Below are 15,510 nucleotides of genomic sequence, written 5' to 3' on the forward strand. Positions count from 1 at the left end.
CGCTCGGGCGAAAGAACTGGCTTTTTGCGGGTTCCCTGCCCGCGGGACAACGGGCGGCCATGATAATGAGCCTATTGGAAACCGCTCAGGCCAACGGACATGAGCCCTGGGTCTGGTTACGTGATGTCCTCAGCCGGCTGCCTGTCTGGCCGAACAATCGGTTGAATGAGCTGCTGCCCTGGCCTGAGAATCCCTTCCGTTAACATCCCATTTTGTTGTTATCTGACAACGCAAGGTGAGTCCACCGGAACATTACCTTCAATCTGCTCTGGCTTACTGTGTAAACGTCCGGTCATTTCACCTTGTTCTTCCCCTCCGGCCCCTGCACGCTATCGCTTCCTTATCTTCACCTAGAGACTGATACCATGAGCCGTAGCCGATATACCCCGGAGCAAAAACAACACCATGTGACCCAATGGCGCCACAGTGGCCTGACCCGAAAACAGTATTGTGAACAGCATCAGCTGAGTTTTGTAAACGTCCGGTCATCTCACTTTGTTCTTCCCCTTCGGTCCATGCACGCTACCGCTTCCTTATCTTCACTTGGAGACTGATACCATGAGCCGTAGCCGATATACCCCGGAGCATACTTTTAACGTGGTTTTCTACACGATTGAACCTCAACCCCCAAAGACTACTCGACGATCCCACGGAAAAATCTAGGGTCCCAGCTTCTAACTCCTATTTAATCCATTTGTCGCTTTGTATCAGAGTTGTCGTAGATAATTAGTTAATCCTTCCTAATGTTGAGAGAGAAGGAAAATATCATTAAGACATTAATTTTGTTGAAAATCATCTCACTCTGAGCGACAAAATCAGGATATCAATGGTCAAAGAAAATGGCTATTTTGATTAAACAAGCGACAAGGGTAGCTTGTTTTTTGTCGTTCATGAGACATACTTAAAAAGTATCTTTTGAAATCGAACAAGCGACAAAAATAGCTTATTTTTTGTCGCTCATAAGGCATATTTAAAAAGTATCTTTTGAAAAAGGTAAATAAGATGAAGAAAGCTATTCTAGCGACTTTGTTTTTCAGCTTTAGCACGATTGCGGTGGCAATGCCAAATCCGGCTTCGGTGTTCTGCGGTAAACTTGGCGGCGAAAGTCAGATTGTCACTCAAAAAGATGGCGGTGAGTTGGGTCTGTGCGTTTTCAAAAACGGAACGATCATTGAAGAATGGACTCTTTTCCGCATGTACAATGGTGACAAAAAATAACGAGAGTTACCCCAGCCACAGTTGTGGCTGGGGCCTTTAAGCGGTTACTTCTGTGGGTAATCTTGTATTCATATCCAGTTCAAATATCCCATAGGGATTTACATGGGCGTAGATCAGCGGTGTCAGTGCCCTGAAGTCTTCAGGTTTTATCCTTTGGTATGTAAAGTCTGGTGTCGTGTAATCCCCTGATTGACCAAAATACATCTCAAATTTAAATGCGCCAGACGTTTAAGTGTTGCGTCTTTTTATGATCCCATAAAAGAGAGCCATCCAATCAGACAGATGTTGCGCTTTAACAAACTGACATTTGGTGTGAACAGACGGTTCCAGTTTTCGAATGAATAAGGGCATGAAAGATCTGCGCTTAAAGGAGGAACTCAGATCTTAACGGATAACACGAATCTTTTGTGACACCCCCTTTTGAACGAGGTTTGCAGCGGTCTGAGAAGGGACATTTTGCCCCTTCTGCTGTTTCTGGTATTACCTTAGGACAGTGATGGTACCAGCGCCGCCTGTGAAGCCTGACGTATTTGCGGCAGGTATTCGCGGGCGCCGCCGGCATCAGAGAACGAAGCCATAGCCCCGCTCAGCTTGGTTAGGTTCGGTCTCTCCGCACCCGGAACAGCGTCAACTGAATGAGTCACCGTGGCTGGGCTCTTACTAGCCCAAGATAGATCCACCAGTCCTCTTTTAGCGTGATCCTGCTGGGTAAAGTTCTTGACCAGGCGGTCCACGTTGATCTCCGATTTGTAATTTTCCAGTTCGACTTGCAGATGCCGATGGGTCATAGCTTGGCTGCCAAATACCTGACGCACCACCACGGTTGTTCCATTGTTGGCATCGGTGAACATCAAGTCGTCATCGCGGCGGTTCACTAGAACGCTCCTCGGATCAGTCGATGGTAGGACCAAGCGGTCTAGGGCTTGGCCTTGGTCGTCGTTGTCAATGATTATCGTACGGTAATGGGACCACATCGCCTGGCTGAAATGGTAGGTATCGCTATCGGCTCCGCCATGCAGCACTACGCTGTCGACACCGGCAATGAGCGGTGGTGTCAGTTCGTTTTTGCCGCCGCCTACCCCCCCGCCTTGAAGCAGAAGAGAAGAACCGACGCGCTCTACGCTTGTGAACCTATTGAATATTTGTGCGTTGCTATCCTTGATTTGGTACAGCGCTTGGGTCGTTGGGCTGTACACATACGCTGCTTTTTCGCCTGCGGCGATCCCCACGAAGTGCAGATTATTCGAGACAGGGATGCCATTACCCGAAAATACCTGACCGCTGCCGATATCAAACCAGCTTGGCTCCTTGCTGTCCTGCAAGGTCAGTACCCCTTTGGCCTGCCACTGGTCGGCGAGTTTGGCGAGCGCTTGCGGCAGTTGGGCCAAGTTGCTTTGTTGCCAGCCTTTGTCAACGCCAACTAGCTGCAACTCGTTGTTGTTAGTTCGCAGCAAGATCTCGCCTTTGGCCGTGATCAGGTGCGTGCCGGTATCGACCTGTTGCACTGCCTTGGTCGGTTGGATCAGCCGTGCGCCTAGGGTATACGTCGGAGTTTCACGCTGGGTGCTATGGCTTTCGTAGCCCTGGAGTATGTCTTTGAGCTCATCACCATGCCGACTGGTACGTACCGAAAACTGGAGTAGTGCATCATCACTCACCGAACTGACTAATTCCATTCGGTCATCAAAGAGCCGATAGTTCAGTTCAGCTTCTTTCTCTTTTAGCTGATAACGGCGCGTCAGGTAGACGGCATCCCCCTCTTGCCATAGCCGACTGATCTGGCCCGCATTCTGGTTGAACCAGGGCTCAAATTGCGCGTCGACCTGTCCGGTGGTGATGTCTACCCGCCATGCTGCCGCGTTGTCGGCGTCGTAGAAATAGGCATGGTCGCCCATCACCGCACCCAGTTGGGCATGTCTGGCCTGTTCGTGGGGAGTGTCGGTGAACAGCATCCGTTCGTTGGCTATGTCGTAGAATGCCCGACCAACATCGCGCCCATTGTGTTGGTAGTTCTCCACCACCACATACTGCCCGTGCAACTGATGCGCCTTGGCGAGATCACTCAGGTGCTGCTCAAGTTGCTGGCCGGGTACCTGCCATTTGCTCGCATCTTCGCTTATCACTTGAGTTGTCAGGCTGGCGAAGTCGACTTCGCGCACCTCGCCGTTGCGGTTGACCACCAGCACCGGCTCCTTCCGGGCAGGGTCGAGTTCGACTACCACCCCACCAACTACCAGTCGGTCCTTCGTGATGTTGATACTGTCACTGGCAAGCTGGCTGCTATCGATGATCCAGCGCGACGGCGCACTACCGGCCAAGTCGTGCGGGACGTCGCTCAAGAGCTTCACACTGGTGCCTTCTTTCAGCTCAATCAGGTACTTGCCACCTGCGCCCTTGATCTCGTAATGCAGGTAGCCATGCAGTTCTTTGGGTAGCTCGGGCACGATTATTTGCCGGTCGCGCTGGTCGAGCACCACTTCGATGGGGGTCGCCACATACTCCTGATGAATCCTACGGATCGTGACCTCCCCCGGAAAGATGTAGAAGTCGTAGTCGAATCGATAGTCCTCTTCGAGCCTGCGGATTACGTCAAAACCGGCATCATGACGCATAGTTACGCCAGGGAGCTGCATGTATTTGTAACTGATAAAGGACTTGGGGGTACCCGGCAGGATCAGCACGTTGCTGCCACTGTGGTTGAGTCTGTGGGAAACTTCCTTGTAACCGATTCCACTACGTACCTCGATCGCCTGGCTGCGGTCATGGACCATCCTTGGAAAGTCGCCGATCCAGAAGAAATAATTGCTTCTTCCCGAACCGGTAGAGCCTGAATGGGTGCGGTAAATATATTGACTGTCGAAGTCGATCTGATTCTTGCGTAGATCCAGAGTTTTGATCACAGCCCCGGGCAGAGGCACCAACATTTTCTTCTCGTTGTCATACCGATAGCCATTACCTTTGTACGCCTTGTCGACGGTATCAAAATAACGGCCTACCGCCTTGGCATCCTCGGCGACCGCACCAAAAGCTTGAGCCAGCCCCGTAAAGCCTACCGAGAGCCCGCCAAGGATCACCCCGGCCCCACCGAGTATCGCCGCGGCTTTTGAAGCACCGATAAACCCGGCTCCCATCCCGGCGGTACCGGTAACAAAATTGGCCGAGTCGAACGCTAGCTGGGTACCGAATACGGCCTTTTGTACATCATTCTCGGCGTGGGCCAGCTCATAGGCATCCAAACCAATCATGATGCCACCAAACAATACACTGGCACCTTCGTTGACGGTGTGGCCCAAGCTCGAAGCAAAGTTCTTTAACGAGGTTTCGGCTGCCGCCACTTCGCCGCGCAACGCTGTACGCACCAGTGAGGTGACTTTGGCTATATCTTGCACGTTACCATGAGCCATTTGAACAAAGTTGAGGTAGCTGTGGACCTTGAGTGCGGTGGCCAGGTCGGGCGAAGCGATTCCATGTGCCGCATCATTGCGGTTCTTGTCGGCAAACCACTGGATCAATGTCTGTATCGCAAACCCGGCGTTCAGTCCATCAACCGAAGCTGCCTCGCCGCCCTTACCTTTGGGGCGTATCTGGCCGCGTTCGGGGATGAAATGTTGGCCCAAGGTGAGCAGATGTTCATTGATGAAGCGGCGGAATTCGATAAAGGTGGCATCACCGCTGCTTACCCAACGGGTCTTTTCCGGTTGGTCGCGATTAATGAACTGGACTCGGTAGCGGCCTTCGCCCTGATCCTCGGTATTGCTAATTATCGGTATCCAGCGCTGGTCAAGATTGTTTTCCTGAGTGAGCCGTGTATTGGCTTGGTTGAACCTTGCCCCCCATTGCTCGGCATCGAGGATCACCAACGCGGAGCGTAACTGGGTGTCCTCGGTAATCCGTATCTGGGCGTCAACCGTGTGCTTAACCTGCCGCTGTTGCTCTATGACCGCGGCCAGTTCACCGGGACGGGTCAGGTCAGCCACGTTCAGGCCGTTACCCACCGGCACCTCAGCCATCTTGCCTGCATCTATCTTCTCCAGATTGAAGACCGGGGACGACAAGCTGCCAAGTGAACTGTAGTGAGCGGCCAGTTTGCGTCCTACAAAGTGGTTCTTCATGGCTTTGAAGAAGCTGGTCGCGTCGTTGAAGGCAAAAATCCCGACATTCGGGTCATAGAAATAGTAACGGCGCCCTTCATATCCAACCGTACTTCCCACCATCATCGCGTGATTCTGGGTATTGAGCGCGAACATCGAGGTTTTGGTCGCCTTTTCCAGCAGGGAAACCACCTCGGGTAATGTCATCTGCCCTTGAGACGTTGATGCTTGTATGGCCTCAATATTGGAGTGCAATCTTGCCAGACTGTTTTTTAGCAGCGTGGAACTCCCTGCTTTAGGGGAGGCTGCGGCCAAGAAGAGTTTTTCTACCAGACTATTGATACCCGCCTCGCCACCGCTGGCTAGCGCCACTGCCATCGCCCTGACCAAGGGATAGCAACGGCCGCCAGATACGTCTCCGACCAACGACAGATAAAAATCTTGTGGCGCCAGACGATTGAAGCTGCTACCAGCCCGACGAAAATCTTCTCTAAACACCGCGGTCTGCTTCAGTATTTTGTTGATATACTCGGCCCGGCTAGCTTCAGTGATGCGGCTGCTCAAGGCACCCTGCTGTTTAGGGGTAAGTTGGCCGTCAAGAAACAGGCTTTTCATCTCTAGGGCCGACATCTTATGGTTAAAACCTGGGATACTGATATCTTGGAAGTTGCGTAAGCCATCAGTAAACTCGGCGCCTAGCCTGTTTCGTTGGTAAGCTTCGAGAGTAGCGTAACGCCCGGCCACGTTGCTGGTGTGCTCCTTACCGCCGCTCTGGATGGCCGTATCGTCAATCCGCACCGCTATACCGCTCTTGGACTTGATTTGCTGCCATAACCAGCTTTGTTCGACGGAGAACACTTCATGTAAGACTGAATCGTATCGCGCTTTGTAGTACTCCAGCGTAATATTGATCTGCTTTATCTGTTGGTCAATCAGGGCCAGCTGGAAATTTTCTCTGGTACCGCTTCGGGCCTGATAGAGTTCGTTTCGTTGGTCTACCAACTGCTGAGTGTCTGCCGTGATTTTGGCTTGAACCTTATCACGCAGCTCAATCCACGCGGCAATCGCCGGATGATGAGGAGAGAACTCTCCCTCTTTGTAGACACCATCAGAGACCCCTTCGACGGGCACGCCGAACTGAGTAGCGATCTTTTTCAGTTGCTGATGAATCCGCTCACGGTAAGTAGCGAACTGGGCTTGGTTACGCTCAGCCACTTGACTGTTAGCGACTTGGATTGATATGGGTTCTTCGCCGCTGCGCGACTTCGGCCAGAGCGTTTTACCATCTGTCTGATACTCCTGGCGCTGAAACACCAGTTGCCATTCACCATTAATGTATTGCATGTACGCCGCGGCGAAGCCTTTAGTGTTGCCAGCCGCCTGATAATCCTTATAGTCCACTGCCATGACTACGTTGTCATACAGCAGTGAACTGTTGACTCGACTATCGTGGTAGACTCGGTAAGTCTCAGCGTCAAGGGTGGTCACCACCAGCGAACATCCCGACAACGTTCCAGTGAACAGAAAACTCCCCGGCATCGCATGTTTAGGGATATCCACATAGGTTGGTATCGCGTTGGCTTGGTTTGAACTGTTGTAGCCGAGGAAATACGCGGGCACGCTGCCGATGTTGCCTTTGGAGGCATTATGTGTGCTTTGAGCAGAGTATTCGAGCTCGTATAATCCTGCTTTAACTTTCACCAGTTGGGCATGTCCCTCTGCCGGGAAGCTCTCCGCTCTAGCCAATGTCTCGGCGCTGATGGTGTTGGATCTGGCGAACGATACAGGATCGATGGCGAACTGCTGGATATCGGTGCTGCCTTGGCGGGGCAGGACTCCATCAATCATGGACGCCAGCTTCCCTTTGAGATTGCGAGCCCGTATCGCTTGCGCTAGCAGCGCTGGATTGCGTATATCGTACCCGTGCGTTTGCAAGGTTCTCGATAGGGTCTTTTCGATCGGAGTATTGGTAAGTAAGGATTCTGTGCCCGCAGCCGCGATCAGTCGTGCTCGGGACTGACCATGACTGCTTGATTCACCTGCAACTGTTTCAGAGTAGGCAATGCCTTTGCCCACGCGATACATACCAGTCGGGGTGTGTTCGATAAAGGCCGTCGCCGGTAGCAGCTCACTGAGCTGATTGCCGATAGCATGAGCATGTTCGACTCCGGCGCTAGAAAGGTAAATCACTGCCTGGTCGGTACGGCGTCCCAGATTTTTCGGGCCCATGATTTTGGCCTGCTCCAACCAGCCACGATTGTCATCATTGAACAATTGGGTCAATGCATTAGCAAGCGAGTTGAAATGTGCCTTGTCAACGTTGATGGTTAGTCTCGCACCAATATTGGTTCGGATACTATGGCGTTGCTCGAAGTCCTTGGGAAGCATTTGGAAGGCATCGGCATTGCTGAGGATGGTATCGGTTTGAGAAGACAGCGCCGCCTTCTCGTTGTTTTGTACCAAGATATCGACCTTGGTGGCACGAGCAGACAGTGCCTTGATATAATTGATAAATGACCGTTGCTCACCTTCATTGAGGCCACTGACGCCAACCGGCTGGTCATTGCTGTAGCGTATATAAGCGTCTTTCTCCAGCATGTGTTCCAATATTTTCTGCTTGTTGATCAGCTTAGAGGTCCACTTATGATTATTTTCATTAAACCCTTGCTTGATCGTCTGGATCAACTCTTTGATATTCGGTTTGTGCCGCATCTCTTTAAGGGTCGTTTGCGCAGATGCGAGCAGCGATTGGTAGCTGTTATTGGGCATGATGGTTCTCCTTAGGAAAATCCTACTTTGGTATTTATGGGTTATAGCTCTTAAGAATGACTATAGCGGGCACGATTAGCCGTCTGCGATTTGGGACTCAATCCTTCATCTGTAAGGCCCACAGCCGGGCATAGAGTCCGTCCAAGGCAAGCAGTTGCTCGTGGCTGCCCTGTTCGACTACCTGACCTTGGTCGATCACTAGAATCCGCTGGGCATGGCGCAGGGTATTAAGACGATGGGCGATGCTGATCACTGTACGGCCCTGAGCAATGCGCTGTAGGTTAGCCATCACCGCTGCTTCCGACTCGTAGTCCAGGGCGCTAGTGGCTTCATCCAGTAGCAATATTCCCGGATTGGTCAGCAACGCTCGGGCCAGGGCGATGCGTTGGCGTTGCCCACCGGAAAGCTGGCCGCCACGTTCTCCGACTTGGGTTTCATAGCCTCGGTCCAGCGCTTTGATAAAACTATCGGCGCCGGCCAGAGTCGCTGCTTCATGCACCTCCGCATCGCTGGCTTGGGGTCGGCACAAGCGGATGTTCTCTGCGATGGTGCCGGCAAACAGCACGCTTTCTTGCAGCACTATGCTCATGTTGCGGCGCAGCGCTGCCGGATCTGCGATCGCTAAATCAATCCCGTCCACTAACACCTGGCCGTGTTGGGGCACATAGAGGCGCTGCAACAGTCGGGCTAGGGTGGATTTACCCGAGCCGGACGGACCTGTGATACCGACTAATTCGCCGGGATGAATCTTGATGTTGAGGTTGCGTAACACCTCCTGACCGTCCTCGTTGTAGCGAAAGCGCACGCCCTTGAAGCTCACGCCTCCCTGTAGTTTGGGTACGGAGGCCAGTCCGCCATTGCCGCTTTCTCCCTCCTCATCAAGAATGTCGCCGATTCTGCGCATCGAGATCAGGGTGTGCTGGAAATCCTGACAGATCTGGGCCAGACGCAGAATCGGTTGGGTCACGTGTTCCGAAAGCATGTTGAAAGCCACCAGCTCCCCTGGGCTGAGCTTGCCCTCCATGACTAGAGTGACGCCCCACCACAGCAGCAGGGCGGAGGTTAGCTTCTGGATTAGGTCGATCCCCTGACCAGCCAGAATTCCCACCACTTTGGCGCGGAATGAGGCGCGGACGAAGGCGGATAGCTGCCGCTCCCAGCGGTGTAGGAAGCTGGCTTCGGTGGCGCTGGTTTTGATGGTTTCGATGCCGGTGACCGACTCGGTAAGGAAGGCGGTGTTGTCGGCCCCTAACTCGTATTCCCGCAATACCCGGGCGCGCAGTATGGGCCCGATACACAGCCAGAACAGGAAGTAGAGCACCAGGGAACCGAGCACCAGCCAAGTTAGCTCGGTGTCGTAGAGAAACATCACGGCTACAAACAGGCCGACAAAGGCCAGATCCAGTACCATAGTCAGCGCCGAACCGGTGAGGAATTGACGGATCTGGTTCATCTCGCGCACCCGGGCGATGATCTCTCCGGTCTGACGTTGCTGGAAATAGCCCATAGGCAGGGATGTTAGGTGCTGATAAAGGCGGCTGGAGAGCTCGGAGTTGACCTTGCTGGCGAGGTTGGTGAATAGCCAGGAACGAAGGAATCCATAGACGGGCTCGAACAAAGCCAGGGTCAACATGGCGATTCCTAGCACTTGCAGGCTAGATAGACTGCGGCTGACCAGCACCCGATCGATCACATTCTCGAACAGTATGGGAGTCACCAAGGCGATCACTTGTAGCATCAGAGACACTAAGATCACGTTCCTGAACTGGCTGACATGCTTACGGATGGAAGGCACGAACCAGCCGAAGCCAAATTTCTGCCGTTTCGGCGGTTCGGTCGCCTCCGCCAGCAGCACAGCGCCGCCTTGCCAATGGCTAGCGAGGACGGACCGGGGATAGCGAGATGTCTTGCCTGTGCCTGGCTGATACAAGGTCACTAACTCGCCTTCGACTTTTTCTAGCACTAGCCAGCCCTGTTCCGTATCCAGCAGGATAGGAACAGGCAGAGTGTTGAGACGGCTCATATCTGTGGTGATGGGGCGTGCTCTCAGGCCGATCCACTTGGCGCAGCGACACAGGTCTTGGCTGTTCGAGACCCCTTGGGTGCGTCCGAGACGGTGGCTCAGTTGTTCCGGTTCCACCGCCAAGTTGAAATGGCGGGCGGCATGAGCCAGAGCCAGTAGGCCGCCATCCGTTACATCCTTGGACTCGTCGACGATGATCGGTTCCGACAGAATAGATTCGATGGTTGACATTATCGTTCCCTCAATGCTTCGGACTGGTACTGTTGCAGTGGGCTGAGTAGGTAGTCGATCACCCGCCGCTCACCAGTGCGGATTTCGGCGGTGATACTCATGCCTGCCTGTAGCGGTACCTCATGTTCGTCCACTGCGATGGAGGAGCGTTCCATCCGGATCTGTGCGGGGAATACCAAGCCTAGTTGTTCATCCTTGACCGCATCCTTGGAGACGTGGGCGACCTTACCCCGTATAGTGCCATAGCGGGTATAGGGAAATGAGTCGACTTTAATCTCCACCGTCTGGCCTGCGCGCACGAACCCCACATCTTTGTTCAACACCATCACCTCGGCTTCCAAGGGGGTATCATCGGGCACGATCACCATTAGCTGTTGGGCCGATTGCACTACGCCTCCCAGAGTGTGGATCGCTAACTGTTGCACCACGCCGTCGACCGGCGCCCGTAGGCTCTGGAGCCGCTGTTTTTCGCCGGCCTTTATCAATTGCTGTGTCATGACCGCGACGGCGGTTTGAGCTTCGTTCAACTGGTCGTAGTATTCCCGGCGGGTCTTGGTCAGGTAGCGGTTCCGGCTCTCCTCTAGTACCTGATATTGCGCCTTGAGGACGGCCAACTCGGCGTACTGTTGAGAAAGGATGCGTTCGATCTCTAGTTTTTCCTTCTCCTGTTCTAGTAGCTCGACTTTTGGCAGTAGCTTGCTGGCGGCCAAGGTACGACGGGCCTCAAGACGCACTTTGATATTGGTTAGCAGTTTTTCCAGCTCAGTGATATCGGCGTTACGCGCACTCTGGTTCGCTTGGTTGACGTTCATCTCTCCGTCCAGGCTTTCTAAATTGGCGACCATCTCTTTCCAGACGCTGACCAAGTGCTCTCTAGCTAGTTCGACCTGTGCCGGCGGTATACTTTCCTGTACGGCGAAATGCTCAGTGGGGGTTTCGGTTAGCAGGGCCTGTAGTCTGGCCAGCTCCAACCGCTTGAAGTTTAGTTGCTCCTGCCGCTCTCTCAGTTCGGCCTCGACTCCTATGGGGTTGAGTTTGATCAGCACATCCCCGGCCTTAACCTTTTGTCCGTCACGTACATGAATCGCCACAATCTCGCCGGGTTCAAGGGACTGGATCACCTTAGAGTGGCTGGACACCAGCAGCCGGCCTGTGGCGTTGGCATGGATATCTAGGCGACCGACAATGGACCAGAGTAGAACTACCAGCAGAAATAGGGTCAATGCTATCGCTGTGCACCTTGCCCAAGGAGCGGGAGGGCGTTCAACGATCTCCAGATAGCCGGGCTGAAATTCGTACTCGTCGCGGGTGCGTTTCATCGCTTTAGGAGCGTTACGCTCCCGACGCCAGGCCAGGAGGACGGTTTTTAGGTGTTTCTTGAACGATATCATGCCGTCTCCTTTCGTAATTCTTGCTGCATCTGCCACAATCTGGCGTAGCAGCCCTTCTTAGCCAGCAACTGGTGATGGCTGCCTGATTCGGTGATATGGCCCTGCTCCAAAGTGATGATGCGGTCGCAGTGACGCACCGTGGACAGGCGGTGGGCAATGATGATGACGGTACGCCCTAGAGCGATCTCAGCCATGTTAGCTTGGATCAGCGCCTGTGATTCGTCATCGAGGGCACTAGTCGCCTCGTCGAAGATCAAGATCTTAGGGTTGGCCATCAGTGCGCGGGCGATGGCAATGCGCTGGCGCTGTCCTCCCGATAGGGAGCTGCCAGCCTCGGCCAGAACCGTGTCATAACCCAGAGGTAGTTGCAGGATAAAGTCATGTGCGCCTGCCAGTTTAGCGACTGTCATCACCTTCTCCAGCGAGGCGGAAGGATCTTTGAGTGCTATGTTGCGGCGTACGCTACGATTGAACAGATAGTTCTCCTGTAGTACCACCCCAATCTGGCTGCGCAGGTAGCAGGGGTCTAGCTGGTGTAGAGGAATGCCGTCGATTAAGATCTCCCCTTCGTCCGGAGCATAGAGCTTCTGTAATAAGCAGGTCAGAGTACTCTTACCCGAACCGGAAGGGCCGACTATGCCTAAGTTCTCGCCGGATCTGATATGCAGGGTAATCCCCTGCAACACTGGGGTTTGATGGGGCTGGTAGCGGAACACCAGGTTGCGTATTTGCAGATCACCGGAGAGTGGTTGTTGAGGACGGATGTTCCCTTGCTCCTGCTCGACGGGAAGGTTGAGTATGTCGCCGAGCTTGTCGACGGCGACCCGGGTTTGGACAAACTGTTGCCACAGGTCGATTAGTTTGGCGATGGGTTGGTTGATGTGGGATACCATCATGTTGAAAGCGATCAGTTGGCCTATGGTGAGTTCCAGAGAGATCACCATGTTGGCGCCCAGCCAGATAATCCCGACGCCGGTCGTCTTCTGTAGCAGCATAACCCCGTGGCTGATGAAGTTGTTGAGGGTCTGAGTGCGGAAACCGGCTTCGACCATGTTCGCGGTCTGGGATTCCCAGCGCCGTTGCATCCTGGGTTCTACCGCCAGGCTCTTGATGGTTTCAGCGCCGCTGACGGACTCGTTCAGGAATGAGGTATTGAGGGCCGCAGTCTGGAACTGTTGTTCGATGCGCTGTTGCAACGGTTTGGAGCTAAACCAGGCCAGCAAGAAATAGAGAGGTAATATCGCCAGTATCACGCAGGTTAGGGACGGCGATAGCCAGGCCATTACCCCGAAGAAGACAAAGGCGGAGGCTAGGTCTACGCACAGGGTTAGCATGGAGCCGGTCAGGAAGTCACGAATGTTATCCAGCTCTTGCACCCGGGTGATGATAGCGCCCACCTGACGGTGTTTGAAGTAGAGAAGGGGGAGGCCGAGTAGGTGCCGGAACAGCTTGATCCCCAAGGTGATATCGATGCGGTTAGCGGTGTGGGCAAAAAGATATTCGCGCAGCCCCCGGAGTACCACCTCGAACAGCCCAACCACCACCAGCACTATTACCAGTACGTCCAGGGTGGACAGCGCTTTGTGTACCAACACTTTGTCCATCACTACTTGGAAAAACAGGGGGGTGACTAGGGCAAGTAATTGAAGCATTAGGGAAAAAAGCAGCACCTCGCCGAGGAGGCGGCGATGATGGATAAACGCAGGTATAAACCAAGAGACATCGAACCGGAGGGAAGCTTCCCCTAACCGGATCACCTCCCCGCTCCATCTGGCTTCTAGCTCGTTGATGGAGAGCACTTCGGGTGAAACGGCATAAGGAGACTGGATCAGGGCTTGATCAGTGGAAAGGCGCGCTAATACAACAAATCCCCCTTGTTTGTCGCGAAAGGCTAGGGGCAGTAGCTTCGGAGTTAACTTGGAGAATTTTAAACGGCACAATGCCAGATCAACATCATGTGCCTTGCCGTACTCTTTTATTGCAGGTTTCAGTTTGCCGTGAGAGAGCAAAGGCTGTGGTTCCTGAGCCTCACCTTTAGCTAATTGTAATAATAATCGGCAGCAGTTAAGAGCGGATGGTAATGCATCGGCATTGGCGGATATATTTTCCTTATTCATTGTAATTTTCCCTCACGTGATACCGTTCTCACGTTGTTGGCATAAAAAAAAATCTCTCCGCAAGATGATGTATCGCAGAGTCAATTAATAATAATCTGTATTAAGAGCATAGGCTTTAATTTGAATATATGCCATTTTTATAGGTGGATGCAAGCTAAAATTAATAAAATTGCAGTTAATTAATCGATATTATCCTAAAAATAAGAATGAAAATAGAATATATAATTTTGGATCATAAGATTAATTTTTTATTCCATTGAGGAAAAGTTAGTGTCAAAAAAATGTTAATTATTCGTTGCTGATTTCTCGTTATTAATCTGGCCTATAGCATTCAGTGTCTGAATATATTGAATTGATATTAAGTATGTCGTTTTTATTTTTTAGGGAGAGCAAGAAGTTAAGAGAGAAATATTGGTGATGGTTGTCAGGAATGACCATTTTCAAATTTCTAACAAATTCGTTTAGGTCGTAAATGACCCTTTACCACTAACTATTTTGCAACCTCCTCAGTTACCTTGTCGAAACAGCCAGAGAGTGAACAGAACTCAGTTGGGTAATGAATCAGCAGATTTGAATACTGATATGGTCACACGCAAAAATTGGAAGTAGACGAGCATCATTAATAACGTTGCATCAGAATCTTCGTTGGGCTGGAAACGGGTAATGCCTGATACTTCTCTTGAGCTGATTGCGATACCCGGTAGCTATTTTAGTTTGTTAGAGAATAATGAGAATAAAATTGCTTTAGCTCAGGCTTTGAATATAGCACCGGCAATCAGTAGTGAAGGAAAGGTGACATAGTACTAATATATTAATAAGTTAACCTTGGCGTGATAATCCAGTATATGTTGTTTGTATTGGATTTTTATTAAGATAGAGTAATAAAAGAGATTGTTTTAATAATCCTGTTTAGATAGAGAGAATATCAAACCATATTTTCTCATTCCCCATAATAATTGTCTTTTGAAATCCATCTATTTTATTATTTTTCTGATTAGTCAGATTGTTATTGAAAATAACGGCTTATAGGAAATAAGACAAGTCTGAAAATGAATTGTAATTGGAATATCCACTTTGTTACTTTATTGTTAAATACAAACACTTAAGTAACAAATCTGAAATATATAGTATTATGCTGTAAGTTGAGACTATTGCATTTGAAAGGCATCTATGAGAGTTTATTTTAATTGATGTAGAGGGAGTTTTGAATAATCATCTAAGTGCATAACAGTATATTAGTTACCTATTACATATTCATAATAATGGCCTAAAAATAATCCTTATTAGGGTGGGTTAATTTTGTTTTAATTTATATTGATCTGTTTTTGGTATTTTCCTTAACAGTTACATCTTTGGTTATATAATTTGGTATTGTCCAGTGAAAATTTAAAAAATTAATTTAATTTATCTAAGGAAATAGGAAAGGTTAAATATCTTATTTCAGATGATAATATGAAATTCTTATTTCGTTGTCAGAAAATTAGCATCGAAAAATTGTTAATAAATAGTAATTAACCGGGCTATGACATCTAATATCTGAATATTTTGAATTGATGTCAAGCGTGCCGGTTTTTATTTCTTGGGAGCAAGAAATAAAAGAAAAACCCTTGCGATAACTGTCATTCAAGGCAGTTTCCAAATTCCGAACAGATTCGTTGAGGTAGTAGTAA

General features: G+C 51.0%; 8 protein-coding genes. 4 read left to right on the forward strand and 4 right to left on the reverse strand.

Annotated features, from left to right (window positions below):
- From C6H66_RS22255 to C6H66_RS22270, 3 genes are all read left to right on the forward strand, one after another.
- Positions 1 to 203: transposase domain-containing protein (locus C6H66_RS22255; RefSeq protein WP_146111099.1), on the forward strand; the 203-nt coding region annotated here is incomplete at its 5' end.
- A 162-nt stretch (positions 204 to 365) separates the two neighbouring features.
- Positions 366 to 554, forward strand: coding sequence for an IS66 family insertion sequence element accessory protein TnpA (gene tnpA / locus C6H66_RS26430; RefSeq protein WP_219847637.1), 189 nt, complete (start codon positions 366 to 368; stop codon positions 552 to 554).
- A 448-nt stretch (positions 555 to 1,002) separates the two neighbouring features.
- On the forward strand, positions 1,003 to 1,218 hold the full coding sequence (locus tag C6H66_RS22270; RefSeq protein WP_065391735.1) for a putative hemolysin: 216 nt from the start codon (positions 1,003 to 1,005) through the stop codon (positions 1,216 to 1,218).
- A gap of 485 nt (positions 1,219 to 1,703) precedes the next feature.
- On the opposite strand, the gene C6H66_RS22275 is transcribed toward C6H66_RS22270, so the two are convergent.
- The 4 genes from C6H66_RS22275 to C6H66_RS22290 all read right to left on the reverse strand — a co-directional run bounded on the left by C6H66_RS22275 (position 1,704) and on the right by C6H66_RS22290 (position 13,840).
- On the reverse strand, positions 1,704 to 8,078 hold the full coding sequence (locus C6H66_RS22275; protein ID WP_105396760.1) for a TcdA/TcdB pore-forming domain-containing protein: 6,375 nt from the start codon (positions 8,076 to 8,078) through the stop codon (positions 1,704 to 1,706).
- 97 nt (positions 8,079 to 8,175) lie between these two features.
- Positions 8,176 to 10,332 carry a type I secretion system permease/ATPase gene (locus C6H66_RS22280; RefSeq protein ID WP_105396761.1) on the reverse strand — a complete coding sequence of 719 codons (2,157 nt, stop codon included), beginning with the start codon at positions 10,330 to 10,332 and terminating at the stop codon, positions 8,176 to 8,178.
- Positions 10,332 to 11,723: an HlyD family type I secretion periplasmic adaptor subunit gene (locus C6H66_RS22285; RefSeq protein ID WP_181150267.1), complete on the reverse strand. Its 1,392-nt coding sequence runs from the start codon at positions 11,721 to 11,723 to the stop codon at positions 10,332 to 10,334. Before C6H66_RS22285 ends, C6H66_RS22280 begins: the two co-directional genes overlap by 1 nt.
- A complete protein-coding gene (locus C6H66_RS22290; RefSeq protein WP_105396762.1) occupies positions 11,720 to 13,840 on the reverse strand; it encodes a type I secretion system permease/ATPase in 2,121 nt (706 codons plus the stop codon). Before C6H66_RS22290 ends, C6H66_RS22285 begins: the two co-directional genes overlap by 4 nt.
- Positions 13,841 to 14,503: 663 nt before the next feature.
- On the opposite strand from C6H66_RS22290, the gene C6H66_RS26170 reads away from it, so the two are divergent.
- Positions 14,504 to 14,641 carry a hypothetical protein gene (locus C6H66_RS26170; RefSeq protein WP_181150268.1) on the forward strand — a complete coding sequence of 46 codons (138 nt, stop codon included), beginning with the start codon at positions 14,504 to 14,506 and terminating at the stop codon, positions 14,639 to 14,641.
- The last annotated feature ends 869 nt before the right edge of the window (positions 14,642 to 15,510 follow it).

Source organism: Photorhabdus hindustanensis (assembly GCF_002968995.1).
GTDB classification, from domain to species: domain Bacteria; phylum Pseudomonadota; class Gammaproteobacteria; order Enterobacterales; family Enterobacteriaceae; genus Photorhabdus; species Photorhabdus akhurstii.

Bases quoted from the DNA above. Each gene is read 5' to 3' on its own strand.
- C6H66_RS22275 (WP_105396760.1), bottom strand. From the start codon at position 8,078: ATGCCCAATAACAGCTACCAATCGCTGCTCGCATCTGCGCAAACGACC.
- C6H66_RS22270 (WP_065391735.1), top strand. From the start codon at position 1,003: ATGAAGAAAGCTATTCTAGCGACTTTGTTTTTCAGCTTTAGCACGATT.
- C6H66_RS26170 (WP_181150268.1), top strand. From the start codon at position 14,504: ATGCCTGATACTTCTCTTGAGCTGATTGCGATACCCGGTAGCTATTTT.
- C6H66_RS22280 (WP_105396761.1), bottom strand. From the start codon at position 10,332: ATGTCAACCATCGAATCTATTCTGTCGGAACCGATCATCGTCGACGAG.
- tnpA (WP_219847637.1), top strand. From the start codon at position 366: ATGAGCCGTAGCCGATATACCCCGGAGCAAAAACAACACCATGTGACC.
- C6H66_RS22285 (WP_181150267.1), bottom strand. From the start codon at position 11,723: ATGATATCGTTCAAGAAACACCTAAAAACCGTCCTCCTGGCCTGGCGT.
- C6H66_RS22290 (WP_105396762.1), bottom strand. From the start codon at position 13,840: ATGAATAAGGAAAATATATCCGCCAATGCCGATGCATTACCATCCGCT.